13 protein-coding genes are annotated in these 19,782 nt (G+C 70.3%); 3 read left to right on the top strand and 10 right to left on the bottom strand.

Going from position 1 to position 19,782, the window contains the following annotated elements:
* Positions 1 to 81: 81 nt before the first annotated feature.
* Positions 82 to 621 carry a 2-phosphosulfolactate phosphatase gene (locus NHL53_RS09225; protein ID WP_433776569.1) on the top strand — a complete coding sequence of 180 codons (540 nt, stop codon included), beginning with the start codon at positions 82 to 84 and terminating at the stop codon, positions 619 to 621.
* A gap of 534 nt (positions 622 to 1,155) precedes the next feature.
* Here NHL53_RS09225 and NHL53_RS09230 read toward each other — a convergent pair.
* The 6 genes from NHL53_RS09230 to NHL53_RS09255 all read right to left on the bottom strand — a co-directional run bounded on the left by NHL53_RS09230 (position 1,156) and on the right by NHL53_RS09255 (position 6,993).
* Positions 1,156 to 1,647: a SprT-like domain-containing protein gene (locus NHL53_RS09230; RefSeq protein WP_433776570.1), complete on the bottom strand. Its 492-nt coding sequence runs from the start codon at positions 1,645 to 1,647 to the stop codon at positions 1,156 to 1,158.
* A 751-nt stretch (positions 1,648 to 2,398) separates the two neighbouring features.
* Complete coding sequence (locus NHL53_RS09235; protein WP_433776571.1) at positions 2,399 to 3,607, bottom strand: MFS transporter; 1,209 nt, start codon at positions 3,605 to 3,607, stop codon at positions 2,399 to 2,401.
* Complete coding sequence (locus tag NHL53_RS09240; RefSeq protein ID WP_433776572.1) at positions 3,607 to 4,173, bottom strand: ArsR/SmtB family transcription factor; 567 nt, start codon at positions 4,171 to 4,173, stop codon at positions 3,607 to 3,609. Before NHL53_RS09240 ends, NHL53_RS09235 begins: the two co-directional genes overlap by 1 nt.
* A 199-nt stretch (positions 4,174 to 4,372) precedes the next feature.
* The gene (locus tag NHL53_RS09245; RefSeq protein ID WP_433776573.1) at positions 4,373 to 4,906 is read right to left on the bottom strand and encodes a hypothetical protein; all 534 of its coding nucleotides are present in this window, start codon (positions 4,904 to 4,906) and stop codon (positions 4,373 to 4,375) included.
* Positions 4,907 to 4,996: 90 nt separating this feature from the next.
* Positions 4,997 to 5,854, bottom strand: coding sequence for a spermidine synthase (locus NHL53_RS09250; protein WP_433776574.1), 858 nt, complete (start codon positions 5,852 to 5,854; stop codon positions 4,997 to 4,999).
* Between the two features lie 248 nt (positions 5,855 to 6,102).
* Positions 6,103 to 6,993: a hypothetical protein gene (locus NHL53_RS09255; RefSeq protein WP_433776575.1), complete on the bottom strand. Its 891-nt coding sequence runs from the start codon at positions 6,991 to 6,993 to the stop codon at positions 6,103 to 6,105.
* A 324-nt stretch (positions 6,994 to 7,317) separates the two neighbouring features.
* Here NHL53_RS09255 and NHL53_RS09260 point away from each other — a divergent pair, with 324 nt between their 5' ends.
* Together NHL53_RS09260 and NHL53_RS09265 are read left to right on the top strand one after the other, a co-directional pair.
* Positions 7,318 to 10,812 (top strand): DNA-directed RNA polymerase subunit beta, encoded by a 3,495-nt coding sequence (locus tag NHL53_RS09260; protein WP_433776576.1) that lies wholly within the window; start codon positions 7,318 to 7,320, stop codon positions 10,810 to 10,812.
* Positions 10,813 to 10,852: 40 nt separating this feature from the next.
* Positions 10,853 to 14,728 (top strand): DNA-directed RNA polymerase subunit beta', encoded by a 3,876-nt coding sequence (locus tag NHL53_RS09265; protein ID WP_433776577.1) that lies wholly within the window; start codon positions 10,853 to 10,855, stop codon positions 14,726 to 14,728.
* Between the two features lie 178 nt (positions 14,729 to 14,906).
* On the opposite strand, the gene NHL53_RS09270 is transcribed toward NHL53_RS09265, so the two are convergent.
* The 4 genes from NHL53_RS09270 to NHL53_RS09285 form a co-directional block, all read right to left on the bottom strand.
* The gene (locus tag NHL53_RS09270; RefSeq protein WP_433776578.1) at positions 14,907 to 16,781 is read right to left on the bottom strand and encodes an alpha-amylase family glycosyl hydrolase; all 1,875 of its coding nucleotides are present in this window, start codon (positions 16,779 to 16,781) and stop codon (positions 14,907 to 14,909) included.
* A 111-nt stretch (positions 16,782 to 16,892) separates the two neighbouring features.
* Positions 16,893 to 17,819, bottom strand: a complete 927-nt coding sequence (locus tag NHL53_RS09275; protein WP_433776579.1) for a sugar ABC transporter permease — start codon at positions 17,817 to 17,819, stop codon at positions 16,893 to 16,895.
* A 1-nt stretch (position 17,820) separates the two neighbouring features.
* Positions 17,821 to 19,419, bottom strand: a complete 1,599-nt coding sequence (locus tag NHL53_RS09280; RefSeq protein WP_433776580.1) for an ABC transporter permease subunit — start codon at positions 19,417 to 19,419, stop codon at positions 17,821 to 17,823.
* A 97-nt stretch (positions 19,420 to 19,516) separates the two neighbouring features.
* Positions 19,517 to 19,780: a F0F1 ATP synthase subunit epsilon gene (locus tag NHL53_RS09285; protein WP_433776581.1), complete on the bottom strand. Its 264-nt coding sequence runs from the start codon at positions 19,778 to 19,780 to the stop codon at positions 19,517 to 19,519.
* Between the last annotated feature and the right edge of the window lie 2 nt (positions 19,781 to 19,782).

Below are 19,782 nucleotides of genomic sequence, written 5' to 3' on the forward strand. Positions count from 1 at the left end.
TCGAAGTGCGCGAGCCGTCGCGCGTGACGGCCGGTGACGCGACCGGCCCCGCGCCCGGGCGCCGCATCCTAGGGTGAGGGCATGACGGATCCGCGCTCGCAGTCCAGGTACCAGGTGCGCCTCGGATGGGGCGCCGAGGGTCTGCGCGAGCTGGCGCCGGCGGAGGTCGTCGTGATCGTCGACGCGGTCGGCTCGTCGCCGCAGCTCGCCGCCGACGCGATGTCGCAGCCGCATCGCCCCACCGTCTTCGCGGGCGCGCTCCGCAACGCGACCGCCACGGCGCGGGCCATCGTCGACGAGCAGCGCGCTCGCGGCGGCCGGGTGGGGATCGCCCTCGTCCTCGCCGGGGACGACGGCCGCTTCGCCGTCGAGGACTACCTCGCCGCGGGCGCCATCGCCGACGCGCTCTCGGACCTCGGGATCGATCACACCGCGCCCGACGTCGCGGTTGCGACCGAGGGCTTCCGGCCTCTCCGGCGGGCGCTCGCGCACCTGCTCTCGTCCAGCGCCGCCGGCCTCGCGCTCGCCGCGGACGGGCACCGCGGCGAGGTGCAGGCCGCGTCGGCGCTCGACGCGGAGGACGAGCCGACCGTCTTCTCCGCCCCGACCGACGAGGGCTGACGGGCGGATCCGTCCCGACCGTCTCGATATCGGCCGAGCGTCTCGGGATCCTGCCGTTCTGGTGGGGTCCTCGCGCGATCTCGAGAGGGCGGGATCCCTCGGCGGCGCGGGGTGCTGCGGAGCGTGAGAGCCCGAACCCGGGTTGCCGGCTGTGCCCCGACCGTCTCGAGGAGGGCCGAGTGTCTCGGGGTCCTGCCGTTCCGCCGTGATCCTCGCGCGATCCCGAGAGGGTGGGATCCCTGTGCGGCGCGCCCCGACCGACGAGGGCTGCGTCCCGACCGTCTCGGGATTCTGCCGTTTCGGCGCGTTCCTCGTGCGATCTCGAGAGGGTGGGATCCCTGTGTGGCGCGCCCCGACCGACGAGGGGTGACGGGCGGATCCGTCCCGACCGTCTCGATATCGGCCGAGCGTCTCGGGATTCTGCCGTCCCAGCGCGGTCCTCGCGCGATTCCGAGACGGCCGGGTCGGCGGGTGCCCGGGCCCTCCCCGTGCGGAAGGACCAGCCGGGTGGTCGTGCCCGAGCGAATCCTCCCCTCAGTCGCGCGGGGTGCGGGCCGCGATGCGGTCGGCGCGGGTGATCTCGCGGCGGCGCCAGGCGAAGGCGAAGCGCGGATCGAAGCCGCGCGCGCACTTCACGCACGACGAGGGGCGCGTGGGCCGTCGATGCCGGTACACGGTGTGGCCGTTGGGGCAGGTGCCCACCCACGGGGCGAGCTCGGTGGCGGTCTCGCCGTGGTGCGTCGTGCCGCCGACGTATCCGATCTCGCGGGCGATGCGCTTCCACGCCGGGCCGTGTCCGGCGTCGGGGCCCGCCATCGCGTGCGCGACCTCGTGCAGGAGGGTCTGGTGGACGTCGTCGTCGCTGAACCGCGCGGCGAGGTAGCGGGAGACCGAGATGCGTCGCTCGGTGAAGTTGCACAGGCCCGCGCGCCGCTTGGCGTTGTCGAACGCGAACGTCCAGCTCGCGTCGAGATGCATGCGGATGAGCGCCTGCGCCCACACCCTCACGCGATCCGGATCCGCCACGCCTCCAGGCTACGACGGGTCTCCGACATCCGACGCGCGGACCAGGTTGGAGTCGAGGGCCGCGCCGGATCCGGAGACGCCCGCACGATGTCGGAGCCCCACGCCGAGGGTGCGCCGCCTCTGCTGAGGAGCTCGGAATCACGCGGGGTGCGCCGGATCCGGGCCCTTCACGGAGACGCTCGGCAGATTCCGAGACGCTCGGGACCAGCCCGCCCCATGCCGGTGGCCTCGGGATCCCGCGGGCCGCGCCGGGGATCCGCTCCAGGCCCCGGCGAGGATGTCCCCGATCGTGCCGGCGGTCTCGGAATCGCGTGAGATGCGCATCAGAACGGCAGGATCCCGAGACGCTCGGCAGATTCCGAGACGCTCGGGAGCAGCCCAGCCCCACGCCGGCGGTCTCGAGATCCTCTGAGGTGCGGCGGGTCGGGGATCCGCCCCAGACCCTTGGGAGGATGCCCGCGCTCGTGCCGGCGGTCTCGGAATCGCGTGAGATGCGCATCAGAACGGCAGGATCCCGAGACGCTCGGCAGATTCCGAGACGCTCGGGAGCAGCCCAGCCCCACGCCGGCAGTCTCGGAATCCTGCGAGATGCGGCGGTTCCGTGCCCTTCGCCGAGACGCCTGCACGATGTCGGGCCCCAGGCCGAGCGCGCGCCGCCTCTGCCGAGCATCTCGGAATCACGAGGGCCGCGCCGGATCCGCCCTCCCTACCCGAGACCCTCGCCCGATCTCGAGACGCTCGGGATCCTCCCTCACTCGCCGGCGGGCGCGTCGCGCCCCGCGCGCCCCCGCGCCGCGACGATCACGGCCATCGCGGTCAGCGCGATCCCCGCGACCGTGACGACGCGCGCGTCGACGAGGCCGATCGCGCTCGCGCCGCCCGCCGTCAGCACGACCCGCGGGAGCTGCATGAGGAGGTTCGCGCTCGTCGTCGCGCGGCCGAGCAGGCGCGAGGGCGTGCGGATCTGCACCTCGGTCGAGTAGGAGACGATCGCGGAGGTCCAGCCGACGCCGATGAGCGCGAGGCCGCCGCCGAGCAGCCACACGCTGTCGCCCAGCATGGGCGCCTGGCCGATGCCGGCGACGACGGCCCCCGTCGCGAGCAGCCGGCCGCGCCCGAGCCGCCTCATCGCGATGGCCGCGACGAGCCCCGCGAGGATCCCGCCGACGCCCGTCATCGCCTCGAGCGGTCCCATCCAGGCGGCCTCGACGCCGATGCGGTCGAGCACCGCGAACCCGACCGCGCTCGTGAGGCCGGACGCGCAGACCATCAGCACGATCGCCGCGGTCATCCGGGCGAGCGGAGGCGTGCGCGCGAGGTGCCGGAAGCCCGCCGTGACCGAGCGCCAGAACCCGCCCTGCTCGTCCTCGACGGGCGACTCCGCGAACCGCAGAAGGAGGAACACGGCCGCCGCCGCGACGAAGCAGGCCGCGGCGGCCGCGACGAGCGGCGCCGGGCCCGTCCACATGTACACGCCCGCGGCGAGGAACGGCAGCGCGAGGCCGCCCACCTGGTCGATCGTCTGGAACAGCGCGTTGGCGGCGCCGAGCTCGTCGTCCTCCAGCAGGTCGCGCAGGATCCCGCCTCGGCATCCCGATGATCCGAAGACCGTCACGCCATAGACGAGCGTCGTCACGTAGATCCACCAGAACTGCTCGGGGCCGGGGAGGAAGAGCAGCGGAACGAGGGACGCGGCCCCGAGGAGGCACAGCGCGGCGAGCATGCGGCGGCGCGAGACGCGGTCGGCGAGGCGCCCGAACAGCGGAGAGATGAGCGCGGGCACGCCGGCGATGGCGAACACGAGCGCCGCGAGGCCCGGGTCACCCGTGAGGTCGGCGACCCACACGCCGAGGATCACGAGGAGCAGCGAGTCGGCGATGTTCTCGAGCACCCACCCGGCCGTGACGCCCGCGAACAGCGGGCTGCGCATGCGGATCCGCGCGGGCGCCTGCGCGTCCATCAGGTCTCCTCGGCGTGAGCGTCGTCGGTCCAGGTGACGGCCAGCAGACGCACGCGGCGGGATCCGTCGGGCCGCAGTGACGGATCCTGCTCCCGCTCGCGGAAGCGCTGGGCGAGGGCGGAGATCTGCCGGTTGAGCTCGGCGAGCTCGTCGCCGGTCACCCAGAACGCCGCGTGCGTCTGGGCGGTGGCGGCGGAGACCGGGTCGTCGCCGTCGCGGTCGATCGCCCGGTCGATGGCGTCGTAGGAGTGCTGGAGGAACGCCCGCACGGCGCTGCGCGATGCGGCCTCGACGTCGGGATCGTCGGAGTCGTCGCCGAGGGCGACGGGGTGCGGCGCCGCGCGCCAGGGCTTCTCGCGGCCGCGTCGCGGGGCGGGCTCGATGAGGCCGAACCGGCCGAGCTGTCGCAGGTGGAAGGAGCAGCTCGCGACCGACTCGCCGGTCGCCTCGGCCATCTCGGTCGCGGTCATCTCGGCGCCGCCGCGCAGCAGATCGATCATGCGGATGCGCAGGGGATGGGTGAGCGCGCGGATCTGCTCGGCGCGGGTGAGGACGCGGTCGGTCATGCCCCCATGATGGATCTTCAAGAACTCTTTAGCAAGAGATCTTTAGAATGGATCCGCGGAGACCGTGCTGGCGGTCTCGGAATCACGCAGGCCGCGGCGGATCGGGGGCTCCCGCTGAGACGCTCGCGCGATTCCGAGATGCTCGGGAGGGTGCCCGCGCCGACCGCTCAGGCGCTCGCGCGAGTCCGCGACGCGGGGGTCAGCCGACGGCCACGCCGCGCGACTCGGCGCGCCGGCGCTCGGCGGCCTCGATCGCCGTCATGGTGATCTCGAGCTGCTCGTCGTCGGCGCCCATCTCCTGGCGCAGGAACAGCTCGCGCTTGAAGTCGGCGCGCGCGCCGTCGTAGTCGCCGGCGTCATAGCGGGTCTTGCCGCGGTGCGAGTGCGCGAGCGCGCTGATGCGCCGCCATCCCTGGCCCTCGGCCTCCTCGACGCACGTCGTCAGCTCGGCCTCGGCGGTCGTGTACGCCCCGCGGTTCTGGTTCACCGTCGCGTGCAGGATCCGGGCGTGCAGCAGATCCCGACGGGTGCCGGACATGCGCGCGAGGCGCACGGCGTGCTCCGAGACCTGAAGGGCCTCCTCGAGCTCGCCCAGCACCTTCAGCAGCCACACCTGCTCGAGCTGAGCCGTGAAGCTGCGCTGCGGGCTCACCTCGACGAGCCGCTCGTAGATCTCGGTGCGGTCGACGATCTCGCGGAGGGTGTCGGGGTCATATCCCTGGATGAAGCCCACGCCGAATCCCTTCTTGCCGTGCGATGCGTGGATCCATCCTGCCGCGTCACGTCTGGGTAACGTCCCAGGCGCGCGGATCCGCGTGTGCGATCAGCGTTCGAAGAGGCGCTCGGACGGCTTCGGCGAGCTCGTGGCGTCGGCGTCCGTGGCGGGCAGCGCCCCCGCGGCGAAGTCGTCGACCTCGCGGCCCTCCGCGACCTTCGCCGGGTGGGGGCCGGCCGCCATGAGGCGCGGCAGCCACTCGGCGGGGAGGGGAGCGCTCGACGCGGCCAGCACGAGGTTGCCGAAGCGGCGGCCCTTCAGCACCTGCACCTCGGCGAGGATCGCGACGTGCGGCAGCACCTGGCGGACGGTGGCGACCTGGCGCCGGGCGAAGGCGAGGCCCGCGCCGTCGGCGATGTTCGCGAGCAGGATCCCGCCCGGCGCGAGCAGCGCAGCGCATGCTCGGTAGAACTCGACGGTCGTGAGGTGCGCGGGCGTCTGCGCGCCCGAGAATACGTCGCACACGACGAGGTCGACGGATCCGCGCATCGCCTGCGGCAGGCGTCCGATCCCCTCGCGGGCGTCGCCGATGCGCACGCGGATCTGCGCGCCGCGGGGGAGCGGCAGGTGCTCGCGCACGAGGTCGACGAGCGGCTGCTCGAGCTCGATGACCTGCTGGCGCGAGCCAGGCCGCGTGTGGGCGATGAACCGCGGGATCGTCATCCCGCCCGCGCCGAGGTGCACGGCGGTGAGCGGGCCGTCTGGCAGCTGGTCGATGACGGCGCCCATCCGCGCGACGTACTCGAACGCGAGGTGCGTCGGGTCCGCGAGGTCGACGTGCGACTGCGGGGTGCCGTCGATGATCACCTCGGATCCGCTCCCGAAGTCGCTCGGCCGGATCTCCGCGATGCCGCTCGAGAGCCGCGCCTGCGGGAAGTCGACGTCCTTCTGGCGCTGTCTGCCCATGGATCCATTCTCGCGCGGATCCGCGCCCGCCCGATGCGTCGCGACTGCGCCTCGCCGGGAAGCGCGGCCCGTGCGCCTGACGACAGCGCGTTTCGCGGCGACCCGGGGCGAGGCGGTGGCGGGGCTGTGCCTCGCCAGGAGATGTCGGGTGCGATGCGCCGCGGGAGGCCGCAGCGCGCGGCGACCCGCGCATGAGGGCGCCGCGCACCCTCGCGCCACGGGGCCGCGCGCGCCCGTGCGGCGTCTCGTCAGCGGCTGCTGAGGTCGCCGGTCACGACGAGGCGCCCGCCGGAGGCGTCGACGACGACGTCCGAGAGGGCGAACGCGTCTCCGCCGAGCGGGAAGGAGCGGCCCGCGAGCGCGCGCAGGCGCCCGCGCAACGGCAGCAGCGCGAGCTTCGACAGGATCCGGCGGCTCGCGGCGGTCGCGCGGTGCACCGTCGCGGTCCCGTCGCGCGCGATCGTGACGTCGGCGCCGATGCGCACCGAGAACCGCAGGAAGAAGGCCTTGAACGCCGCCCCGCCGGCGACGGTGAGGCGGTCGGCTCCGTGTGGCGAGATCGTCGCGGCGATGCTCTCGAGCTTCGCGCCGCGGACGTGCCGGAACGCGCCGGAGACGATGTGCTCGGCGAGGGCGACGAGCGCCTCCTGCGTGGTCTCGACGCGGAAGGATCCGTTCGCGCGTCCGTCGCCGCGGTGCTCGCCCGCCGTGCCCACGAGCTCGCCGTCGCGGCGCATGATGAGCCAGTCGAGGGGCAGATCGCGGACCGACAGCTCGGCGCGCACCTCGTGGCCCTCGATCGTCACAGGGCTCGCGGCGAGGCGCAGCTGCCCGATGGATCCCGGCACCCGCTCGACGATCTCGTCGTAGCGCGGGGTGGGGACGAGGCGGTCGGCGCGCGCCAGGCGGTCGCCGTCGAGCTGGATCCGGGATCCGGAGATGTCGACGGTGACGCGATCGACGTCGCCGCGGCGCGTGAAGGGGCTCGACGCGACGTGCACCGAGCGGGCGAGGTTGCCGGAGATCCGCACGCCGCGATCGGCGGCGTCGGTCAGCAGCCGCACGATTCCGGTCTTCAGCGTCGTCGCGGTGGCGGGCCAGGCCTTCGCGCTCGTCAGATGCCAGGGCCAACGATCCATGCCCCCAGGGTAGGGGACGCCCCGAGCCGGTCGGGGCGCGCGCACGGCATGGCGACGGTCCCGCACGGCGCGTCGCGCTCATATACCTGAGCGTCAGATCCGAGTCAACTACCCGGGTGGACGCCGCGTGTCTCGTGGGGTACTGTGGGTATTTGCGCTCAATGGGTCTTTCCTGCCTTCATATGGTGGTCGGTGGGAGCTGCTCGTGATCCCCGCATATAGCGGCGTGTGGTCACCGAAGGCGGACGCGGCCGTTCGAGCGCACCTCACACCCTGTCGGCAAGGAATCTAGAGGCTCTTCTCGAGCCCACGGAGGTCATCCCCTTGGCTGCTTCGCGCAACGCATCCACTCCCACCACCAAGAACGGACGCGACGCACAGCGTCTGTCGTTCGCAAAAGTCACCGACGCGCTGACGGTCCCCGACCTGCTCGCGCTGCAGACCGAGTCCTTCGACTGGCTCGTCGGCAACGAGTCCTGGAAGGCGCGCATCGAGGCCGAGAAGGCCTCGGGCCGCTCCGACGTGTCGGAGCGCAGCGGCCTCGAGGAGATCTTCGAGGAGATCTCGCCGATCGAGGACCTGAGCGAGACGATGCAGCTCTCGTTCGCGAACCCCTACCTCGAGCCCGAGAAGTACTCGATCGACGAGTGCAAGGACCGCGGCAAGACCTACGCGGCCCCGCTGTACGTCGAGGCCGAGTTCATGAACCACCAGACGGGCGAGATCAAGACCCAGACGGTCTTCATGGGCGACTTCCCGCTGCAGACCCGCGAGGGCACGTTCATCATCAACGGCACCGAGCGCGTCGTCGTCTCGCAGCTCGTGCGCTCGCCCGGCGTCTACTTCGACAAGACGCCCGACAAGACGAGCGACAAGGACATCGTCTCGTCGCGCATCATCCCCAGCCGCGGCGCCTGGCTCGAGTTCGAGATCGACAAGCGCGACCAGGTGGGCGTGCGCATCGACCGCAAGCGCAAGCAGCCCGTGACGGTCTTCCTCAAGGCGCTCGGCCTCACGAGCGAGCAGATCCTCGAGGAGTTCGAGGGCATCGCCTCGATCGAGGAGACCCTCGCGAAGGACACCGTCCTCACGCAGGAGGACGCGCTGCGCGACATCTACCGCAAGATCCGCCCGGGCGAGCAGGTCGCCGCCGAGGCCGCGCGCTCGCTGCTCGAGAACTTCTACTTCAACCCGAAGCGCTACGACCTCGCGAAGGTCGGCCGATACAAGATCAACCAGAAGCTCGGCCTCTCGACCCCGCTGTCCGACTCGGTGCTCACGGTCGACGACATCGTCGCGACCATCAAGTACATGGTGCGTCTGCACCGCGGCGACGAGACCTTCGAGGGCGTCGGCCGGGGCGGCGAGATCGTCGAGAAGCGCATCGCGGTCGACGACATCGACAACTTCGGCAACCGCCGCATCCGCGCGGTGGGCGAGCTGATCCAGAACCAGGTCCGCACCGGCCTCAGCCGCATGGAGCGCGTGGTGCGCGAGCGCATGACCACGCAGGACATCGAGGCGATCACCCCGCAGACGCTCATCAACGTGCGTCCCGTCGTGGCGGCGATCAAGGAGTTCTTCGGAACCAGCCAGCTGTCGCAGTTCATGGACCAGAACAACCCGCTGGCGGGCATCACCCACAAGCGCACGCTGTCGGCGCTCGGCCCCGGCGGCCTCTCCCGCGAGCGCGCGGGCGTCGAGGTCCGCGACGTGCACCCCTCGCACTACGGCCGCATGTGCCCGATCGAGACGCCCGAGGGCCCGAACATCGGCCTCATCGGCCGCCTCGCGACCTACGGCCGGATCAACGCGTTCGGCTTCATCGAGACGCCGTACCGCCGGGTCGTCGACGGCAAGGTCACCGACCAGATCGACTACCTGACGGCCGCCGAGGAGCAGTCCTACAACGTCGCGCCGGCCAACACGCGCCTGAACGACGACGGATCCTTCGCGGAGGACCGCGTGCTCGCCCGCGAGCACGGCGACGAGGTCGACCTGATCCCCGCCGAAGAGGTCGGCTACATGGACGTCTCGCCGCGCCAGATGGTGTCGGTCGGAACGGCCCTCATCCCCTTCCTCGAGCACGACGACGCCAACCGCGCGCTCATGGGCGCGAACATGCAGCGCCAGGCGGTGCCGCTGCTCGAGGCCCAGGCCCCCCTGGTGGGAACCGGCATGGAGAAGTTCGCCGCGATCGACTCGGGCGACTCGATCATCGCCGACCAGGCCGGTGTCGTCGCCGACGTCACGGCCGACTACGTCTCGCTGCAGCTCGACGAGGGCGGCACCCGCGACTACTTCCTGCGCAAGTTCGACCGCTCGAACCAGGGCAACACCTACAACCAGAAGGCCGTCGTCCGCGTGGGCGACCGCGTCGAGATCGGCGAGGTCATCGCCGACGGCCCCTCGACCGACAACGGCGAGCTGGCGCTCGGCAAGAACCTCCTCGTGGGCTTCATGTCGTGGGAGGGCTACAACTTCGAGGACGCGATCATCCTCAGCCAGAACCTGGTGAAGGACGACACCCTCACCTCGATCCACATCGAGGAGTACGAGGTCGACGCCCGCGACACCAAGCTCGGCAAGGAGGAGATCACCCGCGACCTCCCCAACGTCAGCCCGGAGCTGCTGAAGGACCTCGACGAGCGCGGCATCATCCGCATCGGCGCCGAGGTGCGACCCGGCGACATCCTCGTCGGCAAGGTCACGCCGAAGGGCGAGACCGAGCTCTCGGCCGAGGAGCGCCTCCTCCGCGCGATCTTCAATGAGAAGAGCCGCGAGGTGCGCGACACGTCGCTCAAGGTGCCCCACGGCGAGCAGGGGACCGTCATCGCGGTCAAGGAGTTCGACGCCGAGGAGGGCGACGACGAGCTGGGCTCGGGCGTCAACCGCCGCGTCGTGGTCTACATCGCGCAGAAGCGCAAGATCACGGAGGGCGACAAGCTCGCCGGCCGCCACGGCAACAAGGGCGTCATCGCCCGCATCCTGCCGGTCGAGGACATGCCGTTCCTCGAGGACGGCACGCCGCTCGACGTGATCCTCAACCCGATGGGAATCCCCGGCCGCATGAACTTCGGCCAGGTGCTCGAGATCCACCTCGGGTGGATCGCGCAGCAGGGCTGGAAGATCGAGGGCGACCCCGAGTGGGCCGTGAACCTGCCCGAGGAGTTCCGCGACGTCGCGCCCGGCACGCCGGTCGCGACCCCGGTGTTCGACGGCGCCGAGGAGGAGGAGGTCCGGGGTCTGCTCGGAGCGACCCTCCCGACCCGCGACGGCGACCGCCTGATCGACGAGTCCGGCAAGGCGCGTCTGTTCGACGGACGCACCGGCGAGCCGTACCCGTTCCCGATCTCGGTCGGCTACATGTACATCCTCAAGCTGCACCACCTCGTCGACGACAAGATCCACGCGCGCTCGACCGGCCCGTACTCGATGATCACCCAGCAGCCGCTCGGCGGAAAGGCGCAGTTCGGCGGCCAGCGCTTCGGCGAGATGGAGGTGTGGGCCCTCGAGGCCTACGGCGCCGCCTACGCGCTGCAGGAGCTGCTCACGGTCAAGTCCGATGACATCCTCGGCCGCGTCAAGGTGTACGAGTCGATCGTCAAGGGTGAGAACATCCCGGAGCCCGGCATCCCCGAGTCCTTCAAGGTGCTCATGAAGGAGATGCAGTCGCTCTGCCTGAACGTCGAGGTGCTCGGCAAGGACGGCGACGTCGTCAGCCTGCGCGACACCGACGACGAGGCCTTCCGCGCGGCGGAGGAGCTCGGCATCAACATCTCCAGCCGATTCGAGTCCGCCTCGATCGACGAGATCTGACCGCCGGCCGATACAGAGATTTCCCACACAGGAGAGTCAATTGCTCGACGCAACCACTTTCGATGAGCTTCGCATCGGCCTGGCCACCGCCGACGACATCCGTCGCTGGTCCTACGGTGAGGTCAAGAAGCCCGAGACCATCAACTACCGCACGCTCAAGCCCGAGAAGGACGGCCTCTTCGGCGAGCAGATCTTCGGACCGAGCCGCGACTGGGAGTGCGCCTGCGGCAAGTACAAGCGCGTGCGCTTCAAGGGCATCGTCTGCGAGCGCTGCGGTGTCGAGGTCACGAAGAGCTCCGTGCGCCGCGAGCGCATGGGCCACATCGAGCTCGCCGCGCCCGTCACCCACATCTGGTACTTCAAGGGCGTCCCCTCGCGCCTCGGGTACCTGCTCGACATGGCGCCGAAGGACCTCGAGAAGGTCATCTACTTCGCCGCCTACATGGTGATCTCGGTCGACGAGGACGCGCGCCACCGCGACATGCCGACGCACGAGAACAACCTGCGTCTCGAGATCAAGAACGTCAGCGACCGCCGCGACGCCCGCGTCGCCGCGCGCCTCCAGAAGCTGGAGGAGGAGCTCGCGACGCTCGAGGCGGAGGGCGCCAAGGCCGACCAGAAGAAGAAGGCCAAGGACGCCGCCGAGAAGGAGATGGCGACGATCCGCAAGCGCGCGGACGAGCAGGTCTCCAAGCTCGAGCGCATGTGGGAGGAGTTCCGCACGCTCGAGGTCGGTCAGCTCAAGCCGGAGGACGACGTCTTCCAGGAGCTGCAGGACCGCTTCGGCCAGTACTTCGACGCCCGCATGGGCGCCGAGGCCCTCCAGGTGCGCCTCGCGCAGTTCGACCTCGCCGCCGAGGCGGAGTCGCTGCGCCTGCAGATCTCCGAGGGCAAGGGCCAGCGCAAGATCCGCGCGATCAAGCGCCTGAAGGTCGTCAACTCGTTCCTCTCGACGGGCATGTCGCCCGCCGCGATGGTCCTCGACGTCGTCCCGGTGATCCCGCCGGAGCTGCGCCCGATGGTCCAGCTCGACGGAGGCCGCTTCGCCACGAGCGACCTGAACGACCTGTACCGTCGCGTGATCAACCGCAACAACCGCCTGAGCCGCCTCATCGATCTCGGCGCCCCCGAGATCATCGTGAACAACGAGAAGCGCATGCTGCAGGAGTCGGTCGACGCGCTGTTCGACAACGGTCGCCGCGGCCGCCCCGTCACGGGCACCGGCAACCGCGCTCTGAAGTCGCTCTCCGACATGCTCAAGGGCAAGCAGGGGCGCTTCCGTCAGAACCTGCTCGGCAAGCGCGTGGACTACTCGGGCCGTTCGGTCATCGTCGTGGGCCCGCAGCTCAAGCTGCACCAGTGCGGTCTGCCGAAGCAGATGGCGCTCGAGCTGTTCAAGCCGTTCGTCATCAAGCGCCTGATCGACCTGGGCCACTCGCAGAACATCAAGGCCGCGAAGCGCGCCGTCGAGCGCACCCGTCCCGAGGTGTGGGACGTGCTCGACGAGGTCATCCGCGAGCGCCCCGTGCTGCTCAACCGCGCCCCCACTCTGCACCGCCTGGGCATCCAGGCCTTCGAGCCACAGCTCGTCGAGGGCAAGGCCATCCAGCTGCACCCGCTCGTCTGCGCGGCGTTCAACGCCGACTTCGACGGCGACCAGATGGCCGTCCACCTTCCCCTGTCGGTGGAGGCGCAGGCCGAGGCGCGCGTGCTCATGCTCGCGTCGAACAACATCCTCAAGCCGTCGGACGGCCGCCCGGTGACCCTGCCCTCGCAGGACATGATCATCGGTCTGCACCACCTGTCGACGGTCAAGGAGGGCGCCACGGGCGAGGGCCGCGTGTTCGGCTCGGTCGACGAGGCGCAGATGGCGTTCGAGGAGGGCACGCTCGACCTGCAGGCCCGCGCGCGCATCCGCCAGCCCGGTCTCGACTTCCTCGAGGGCGACGCCCCCGAGGGCTACGAGACGCACGGTCTCGTGGACGCGTCGCTCGGCCAGATGATCTTCAACGACCAGCTGCCGAAGGGCTACCCCTTCGTGCGCGAGCAGGCCGACAAGGGCAAGCTCTCGCAGATCGTCAACAAGCTGGCCGAGGAGTACCCGAAGGTCACGACGGCGGAGACGCTCGACAAGATCAAGGACGCCGGCTACTACTGGGCCACGCGCTCGGGCGTCACGGTCGCCCTCAGCGACATCGTGACCCCGGAGTCGAAGCCGCGCATCGTCGCCGAGTACGAGGCGAAGGCCGCGAAGATCACGGCGCAGTACGAGAAGGGCCTGACGACCGACGACGAGCGTCGTCAGGAGCTCACGGCCCTGTGGACCGAGGCGACCGACGTGCTCCAGAAGGAGATGAAGGACGCCTTCCCCGAGGACAACACCATCTACCGCATGGTGTCGTCGGGAGCCCGAGGAAACTGGCTGCAGATCCGCAACATCGCGGCGATCCGCGGCCTGGTGAACAACCCCAAGGGCGAGATCATCCCGCGTCCGATCCTGTCGTCGTTCCGCGAGGGCCTGACGGTCGCCGAGTACTTCATCGCGACCCACGGCGCCCGCAAGGGCCTCGCCGACACGGCTCTCCGCACGGCCGACTCGGGCTACCTGACGCGTCGTCTCGTTGACGTCTCGCAGGACGTCATCATCCGCGAGGAGGACTGCGGCACGTCGAAGGGGCTCACCTACCCGATCGCGGCGCCGAACGCGGAGGGCGTGCTCGTCAAGGACGCCAACGTCGAGAACTCGGTGTTCGCCCGCAGCCTCGCGGTCGATGTCGTGGCGGAGGACGGCACCGTTCTGGCCCAGGCGGGTCAGGACGTGGGCGACCCGCTCATCGACCGGCTCGTCGCGGCCGGCGTCACCGAGATCAAGGTGCGCTCCGTGCTCACCTGCGACTCGGCGGTCGGCGTCTGCGCCCGCTGCTACGGCCGCTCGCTCGCGACCGGCAACCTCGTCGACATCGGCGAGGCGGTCGGCATCATCGCCGCCCAGTCGATCGGCGAGCCCGGCACGCAGCTGACGATGCGCACGTTCCACACGGGCGGATCAGCGTCGGCCGACGACATCACGCAGGGTCTGCCCCGCGTGCAGGAGCTGTTCGAGGCGCGCACCCCGAAGGGCGCGTCGCCGATCGCCGAGGCGTCCGGTCGCATCACGATCGAGGAGACGGAGAAGGGCCGCAAGGTCATCCTGACCCCCGACTCGGGCGACGAGCCGCACGTCTACTCGGTGCTCAAGCGCGCGACGCTCCTCGTCGAGGACGGCCAGCACGTCGAGGTGGGCCAGCCCCTCCAGGTCGGCACGCTCGACCCGAAGGAGATCATGCGCGTCATGGGCGCCCGCGAGGTGCAGAAGTACCTCGTCGACGGCGTGCAGGGCGTGTACCGGTCGCAGGGTGTGCCGATCCACGACAAGCACATCGAGGTCATCGTGCGCCAGATGCTGCGGAAGGTCACCGTGGTCGACCACGGCGAGACCGACCTGCTGCCGGGCGAGATGGTCGACCTGCGTCACTACCAGGACGTCAACCGCCGGTCCGTGGCCGAGGGCAAGCGCCCCGCGTCGGGCCGTCCGGAGCTGATGGGAATCACGAAGGCGTCGCTCGCGACGGAGTCGTGGCTGTCGGCCGCCTCGTTCCAGGAGACGACCCGCGTGCTCACGCAGGCCGCCATGGAGGGCAAGAGCGACCCGCTGATCGGTCTCAAGGAGAACGTCATCATCGGAAAGCTCATCCCCGCCGGCACCGGCCTCGCGAAGTACCGCGACGTCGTGGTGGAGGCGACGGAGGAGGCGAAGAGCGAGCGATACCCCAACCGCATCTTCGCGTCCGACGGCGCGTTCGCGGAGGGCGACTACAGCTACGTCGACTTCGACGCGTTCTCGACCGACGACTTCACGCCGGGCTCCTACAACTGAGCTGACGTGAGCTGAGCCGGAAGGCCCCGAGGGTTCGCCCTCGGGGCCTTCTCGCGTGTCCGGAGAGCGCTCCGGATGCGGATGTTCGCGCGGCGCGGTCGGGCGGATGGCCTGACCGCGCACGACGGGCTCGGCGGGGGTCGCCTGGCGTGCGCGGCCCCCGACCCGGCGCCTCAGCTCACCATGCGGGGGCGGCGACGCCCGGAAGCGTCCAGACGCCGAGCGCCGTTCCCGTCGACGACAGCTCGGCTCCGTCGAACGACACGCCCTCGCCGAAGAGGTGCGCCGCGTCGGCGCTCTCGGGAAGGCTGCCCGCGGGAATCGCGAGGGTCGCGGCGCTGCGGGCGGCGAACACGAGAACCGTCTCGTCGGCCGACTCGCGAACGAACGCCAGGGCCTCCTCCGAGGCCGCGATCCAGCGCAGGCCCCCCGTCGCGAGCGCGGGGTGCGCGCCGCGCAGCGCGAGCAGGTCGCGGTAGAGCGACAGGGTCTCCGCGACACCGGGATCCGACTCGGTCCCCCACGGAACGGGGGTGCGCGAGCTCTCGCCGTCGGCGCCGACGGCACCGAACTCGTCGCCCGCGAACACGACGGGGACGCCGGGGAGCGTCACCGTCAGGCCCAGCGCGACGGGGACCCCGCCGTCGATCGCGTGGGTGCGGAATCGCGCCGTGTCGTGCGTGTCGAGCGCATTCATGTTGCCCAGCTGCACGCGCCACGGGTATCCGCTCGTGAACCGCTGCAGCGAGTCGACGACGTCGCGCGCGTCGTAGCGGGAGAACGGCAGGCCGAAGTACCAGGGAACCGTGCGCTCCTCTCCGTCGGCTCCGACGTAGGGTGTCGGCTGCGGGTCGCTGAGCCACGCCCACACGGGGCGCGTGAGGATCGTGTAGGTCATCGCGCCGTGCCAGGCATCGCCCTGCATGTCCTCGGTCGCGTCGTTGGTCGACTCGGCGAGCAGCACGGTGTCGGGGTTCTCGGCGATCATCGTGCGCCGGATCGTCTGGCGCACCTCGGCGTTGAGGTCGACGTCGCCGAAGCGGCCCGTCATGCTGGCGACGTCGATGCGCCAGCCGTCGAGCGAGAACGGCGGCTTGAGCCACCGCGCCACGACCGAGTCGGGGCCGTCGATGAAGCGTCGTCGCAGCTCGGGGCTGCTCCAGTCGAACTTGGGCAGGCTCTTCGCGCCGAGCCACGACTCGTAGTCGCCGTCGTCGCCGAAGTAGTAGAAGTCGCGTTCGGGGGCGTCCGCCGAGGCCTCGGCGCGACGGAACCACTCGTGGCCGTCGCCCGAGTGGTTGGTCGTGAGATCGCCGATCACGCGGATCCCGCGCGCGTGCGCCGCCTCGGTGAGGCGCACGAGCGCGTCGTCGCCGCCGAGCAGCGGGTCGACCGACGTGAAGCTCGACGCGTCGTAGCGGTGCGCCGAGCGCGCCGGGAAGAAGGGCGTGAGGTAGATCAGGTTCACACCGAGACTCGCGAGGTGGTCGAGGCGATCCGTGACGCCGTCGAGGTCGCCGCCGTAGAACTGCTGGACGCGTGCGGGCATGACGGGGTCGACGGGATCGTCCCAGTCGGCCGAGATCGCCCACTCGGGGGCGGGGCGCTCGTCCGCCGCCTCCGAGCGCGCGAAGCGGTCGGGGAACACCTGGTACATGACGGACTCGGCGAGCCATGCGGGCGGCGCGGGGTGCGCGAGCAGGGCGAAGTCGTCGTCGTCGCGCTGCTCGATATGGCTGAGGCCCGACTGGTTGAGCCAGGAGACGCGGCCGTCGCTGTAGGTCAGCATCCAGCGGTACCCGTGCCGGGGGTTGACGACCGTGACGGCGGCCTCCCACCACTCCCAGCCTTCGGCGTCGGTCGCGACGAGCGTCGCGTCGCTCCAGGAGGGCTCGCGGTCGGGGTTGGAACGCACGCGCACCCCGGCAAGGGGGGTCTCGGCGCGCGTGCCGAAGGCGGCGGGGACGCGCAGCCGCACGCGCACGACGTCTCCGAGCGCCGGGGCGGCGTCTTCGACGCAGAGCGGCGAACCGTCGTGATGGGGAATGTTCATGGGGTGCCTCCGTTGAGGGGGAGCCGACGAATGATCACGCGGTTGCGCGGACGAGGTGCCGCGGCAGAGCCGTCAGGTTGTTGTTCGGTTGTGGTCTCGCGCGCGTCGAGGCTACTTGACGCTGCCCGCGGTCAGGCCGCCGACGATGTAGCGCTGCAGCGAGAGGAACAGGGCGGTCGGCAGCACGGCGGCGATGAGCGCGCCGGCGGAGAAGACGCCCCAGTTCTGCGCCGTCTCCTGCGAGACGAACTGGTACAGGCCGATCGCGAGCGTCTGCTTGGCGGGATCCTGCAGCACGACCGACGCGATCACGAAGTCGCCCGTGACGCTGATGAACGACAGCAGGCCGACGATCGCGAGGATCGGCGCGACGAGGCGCAGGATGATCGTGAAGAAGATGCGGGCGTGCCCGGCGCCGTCGATCTTCGCGGCCTCGTCGATCTCGGCCGGCACGGTGTTGAAGAAGCCGTACATGAGGAACGTGTTCACGCCGAGGGCCCCGCCGAGGTAGATCATGATGAGGCCGATCGACGAGTTCAGCCCCAGGAGGGGGAAGATGTCGCCGATCGCCGACATCAGCAGGAAGATCGACACGAACGCCAGCATCTGCGGGAACATCTGCACGAGCACGAGCCCCATGAGCCCCCCGCGGCGGCCGCGGAAGCGCATCCTCGAGAACGAGTAGGCGGCGAGCGCGCACAGGATCACGGTCCCGATGGATGTCGCGACGCCGATCACGAGCGTGTTGATGAACCAGAGACCGTACGGGCGGTTGGGATCCTGGAACAGCTCGGCGTAGTTGGCGAACGAGATCTCGGAGAACAGGGAGTTCGCGGTCAGAAGCGTGCCCGACGAGTTGAACGACGCCGACAGCACGTACACGAGCGGGAAGGCGCAGAACACGACGACGACGAGGCCGACGAGGTGCCGCCACCCCGTCTCGCGGAACCAGCGCCCGAAGGGGCGGCGGGTGCGGGCCGCCTGCGTGCCCGGCGCGACGATCAGGCGCGTCGCGTTCGCGGTGTTGTTCGCAGCCATGTCAGTTCAGCTCCTCGAGCATCTTCGTCCTGCGGAAGCTGATGAGCGATATCCCCGCGATCACCAGGAAGATGATGATCGAGAAGGCGCTGGCCAGACCGTAGTCGCGGTCGGATCCGATGAACGCGACCTTGTAGACCATCGAGATCAGCAGGTCGGTGTGCCCGGCGTTGATGCTCGCGTCGGACATGCGCGGGCCGCCGCCCGTGAGCATGTAGATCAGGTTGAAGTTGTTGAAGTTGAACGAGAACGACGAGATCAGGAGAGGCGCGACCGAGATCATGAGGAGCGGCATCTTGATGTGCCGGAAGACCTGCCACGCGCTGGCGCCGTCGATGCGTCCCGCCTCCTGGACGTCCTCGGGAAGCGCCTGCAGGGCGCCCGTGCAGATGAGGAACATGTAGGGGAAGCCGAGCCAGAGGTTGGTGAGGAGGATCGCGACCTTCGCCAATGTGGGGTCGTTGAGCCACGGTATCTGCGCCCCGCCGAGGATCACCTGGTTGATGAAGCCGAAGTCCTCGTTGTACATGCCCATCCACACCAGAGCGGAGAGGAACCCGGGGAAGGCGTAGGGCAGGATCATGACGACGCGGTAGTACTTCTTGCTCTTCATCCGCGGATCGTTGAACACGATCGCGAGGAACAGTCCGAGCGCGAAGGTGGTCGCGACCGACAGCACGGCGAAGGCGATGTTCCACGCGAACACCGCGATGAAGGGCCCGCGGATGGACTGCTCGGTGAACGCCTCGACGAAGTTGTCGGCGCCGACCCACACCTGCCATCCGGGCTGCAGCTCGGTGCCGTCCTCGGCGACGAAGGCGCCCGTGCCCTCATCGCTGTACACCGTTCCCGTCGCGGTGTCGGTCATGGTGTCGGCCGTCTCGTCCCAGACGAGATCGGAGCGGAACACGTAGGAGGTGGATCCGTCGGTCGTGCGCAGCGAGCCGTCGTTGAGGTCGTCTGTGAGGGGGACGCTGAGGTCGCCGATGCGGTCCTGGTTGCGCACGATCTCGTCGAACGCGAGGGCGCGGTACCCCTCGGCTTCCGGGTTCGCGACCGACTCGAGCGGCTGCTCGCTGCCGCCGATGAGCTCCTCGCCCGTCGACGGGTCGGTCACGAGCAGGAAGAAGTCGTCGTCGCGCTCCAGGACGCTCGTGGGGTAGGAAGGCGAGTTCTCGACGCGCTCCTCGGACTGCAGCAGCAGCGCGTGCACGGCATCGGCTTTCGACGAGTTGTGTCCCGAGCCGAAGTTCGTGAACGCGATGTAGCCGGAGTACAGCACGATGAAGATCTGGAACACGAGGAGGAACACGAGCCCCGGCGTGAGGTACTTCGCCGGGAGCATGCCGGGAACCAGGTAGATGACGTTGATCGCGACGACGGCCGCGCCGATGATGAGCGGCACGATCCACTGCCCCTGCGCGATGAGCGACAGCGACGCGTAGACGGCGAGCGCATCGATGCCGCCGAGCAGCGCGATCTTGATCGCCCAGACGTACCACGGCACGCTCGCGGCGTCCGCGACGGAGCGGGCGCGACGGCGGCGACGCGCTTCGGCGGCGCTCTCCGGCGCCTCGGTCTCGGGGGCTGCTGAGGTCATCATCGATTCCTGAGTGTCCGTTGGAGGGGCGAGGTGGGGGGGGGGGGGGGGGGGCCCCCCCCCCCCCCCCCCCCCCCCCCGCCGGGGAACCGAGCCGTCAGGCGACGAGCTGAGCGCCGCCTGCGACGATGTTGAGCTCGTCGCCGAGCTCCATCGAGATGAAGCCGTCGCGCGCATCGGCGACGATCTTCGTGCCGTCGACCTGCGTGATGCGCACCTGGCCCTCGGCCAGCGTCGCGAGCGTCGGCTCGTGACCGGGCATGAAGCCGATCTCGCCCTCCGGGGTCTTCGCGACTACGAGGGTCGCCTCGCCGCGCCAGACCTCGGCCTCCGCCGACACCAGGTTCACCGTGAGCGCCATGA

It is taken from the genome of Microbacterium sp. gxy059, from assembly GCF_050958665.1.
GTDB lineage: Bacteria > Actinomycetota > Actinomycetes > Actinomycetales > Microbacteriaceae > Microbacterium.